2 protein-coding genes and 1 pseudogene are annotated in these 1,605 nt (G+C 58.4%); 1 reads left to right on the forward strand and 2 read right to left on the reverse strand.

Going from position 1 to position 1,605, the window contains the following annotated elements; all coding sequences use genetic code 11:
• The first annotated feature begins 57 nt into the window (after positions 1 to 57).
• On the forward strand, positions 58 to 528 hold the full coding sequence (locus AAIO73_RS20115) for a YybH family protein (protein ID WP_053003295.1): 471 nt from the start codon (positions 58 to 60) through the stop codon (positions 526 to 528).
• A gap of 79 nt (positions 529 to 607) precedes the next feature.
• Here AAIO73_RS20115 and fliE read toward each other — a convergent pair whose 3' ends face one another.
• Both fliE and AAIO73_RS20125 read right to left on the reverse strand, forming a co-directional pair.
• Positions 608 to 1,060 carry a flagellar hook-basal body complex protein FliE gene (gene fliE / locus AAIO73_RS20120; protein ID WP_042469180.1) on the reverse strand — a complete coding sequence of 151 codons (453 nt, stop codon included), beginning with the start codon at positions 1,058 to 1,060 and terminating at the stop codon, positions 608 to 610.
• Positions 1,061 to 1,352: 292 nt separating this feature from the next.
• A pseudogene (locus AAIO73_RS20125) lies at positions 1,353 to 1,605 on the reverse strand (hypothetical protein); the annotation flags it as partial.

Genomic DNA, 1,605 nt, shown 5'->3' on the forward strand with positions numbered 1-1,605 from the left:
GTATTGCCTCAAACGGCGATAGCCTAAAGTGGAGAGTTTTATTTTGGGAGATCAGGAATGAACATCGGGATGAAGACGATCATGGCGTTGTCAATTGCTCTGCCCGCCGCGGCGTGGGCGCAGTCTGACGCTCGAGCCGCTGATGCGCGCGCCGTGAAGGCTGTGCTGTCGTCGTACAAGAAGGCGATCGAAAAGCTTGACGCCGCTGGAACCGAGCGACTGTTCACGACCAACGCGCAGATTTTCGAGACAGGAGCATCTGAGGGCAGCTACACCACGTACTTGGCTCATCATCTCGGTCCCGAGCTGAAGCAGTTCAAATCGTTCCGTTTCTCAGACTACAAGGTCGACGTCCGCTTCGAGGGACCGGTTGCCCTTGCAACCGAAACCTACCGTTACCGGATTCAGCCCAAAACCGGTGAGGCGGCCGAACGGCTCGGTGTTGCCTCAAGCGTACTTAAAAAGGTGGGCGGCAGCTGGAAGATCGTGTCCATGCACAACAGTGCTCGTAAGCCGAAGGGAAGCTAATGGAGGTAGGCGGAGGCTGGTGCGTGAACGTATTTCTCAGCAGGGATTAACGACTCAGGGAGGTGCTTTCGGGATTGCGCTACACCGGCATGCTCATAATGTCCTTGTAGGCGGACAGCACTTTGTTGCGAACCTGCAACGTCGCCTCGAATGCGATTGAGGACTCCTGCCGCGCAAGCATCACCTTCGCGATGTCGGTTTCCTCTCCGCGTTCGTAGGCAACCGTCAAAGCACCAGCGCGCGCATTGATCGCATTAATTTTTTGAAGCTGCGTCTGAAAAGTAGCGGCGAAGCCGCCTAGATCGGCGTGTCCTGATTGCGAAACGGCCGCCGCTCCGCCCACGCCTGAGACAGAATTTGGGCTATCCGCCTTTCCCAGCGCGGTGTGCATCGCTGCGTCAAAAGCCGCTCCTTTCGCAGCCCCGGACACGGAGACAGAGTTCGGGTTGCTTGCTACGTTCCGAAGCGCCGCGTTCTTGTCGAGGACAGCGTTCCGCAAAGCCATGACATCATTGATGGAGATGCTGCTCATATTTTACCTCGGTGCGCCTTCAGCGCACCGACATGTCGCATTGAAACCGTTATGGCATGGTTAATTGAACTTAGTACTGATTGCCTATTCATGAAGCTATGCACCGATCCCTCGCGCAACGTCTCGTCGCGGATAGGTTCGAGGGTATTGTCTTGATACCAGCGTCGCCCCTCGATCCGGCTCCCGGTGCGAAGCACGCCGGTCGCATAGGCAGCGCGGTCCGCATCATCCATCATAGGGTCGCACCAGCGCCAGCGCCGTTTCGTGGGGCCCGTCAAGCTATGTGGTGAAGTCACGCAGATGGAGGATTACCGGCATCGCCTTGGGATGCCATGGCGAGACGATCGCGTTCGGCGAAGGCGTAGGCTTCGCTACGCACAGTCGGTCGCCATATGCCGACGAAGAACGCGATCGGCTCATTGGGGATCAAGAACCACATCTGCCGGGGCTTGCCATCGTCGCCAGTCCCGCCCTCGGGGTGGGGTCCGGCGAAATGGGTGAACGGGACAAGGCAGCGCCGCTCCGGGTTGGCGAGCGACGGCTTC

Origin of the sequence: Sphingomonas epibiotica (assembly GCF_039615155.1) — a bacterium.
GTDB lineage: Bacteria > Pseudomonadota > Alphaproteobacteria > Sphingomonadales > Sphingomonadaceae > Sphingomonas.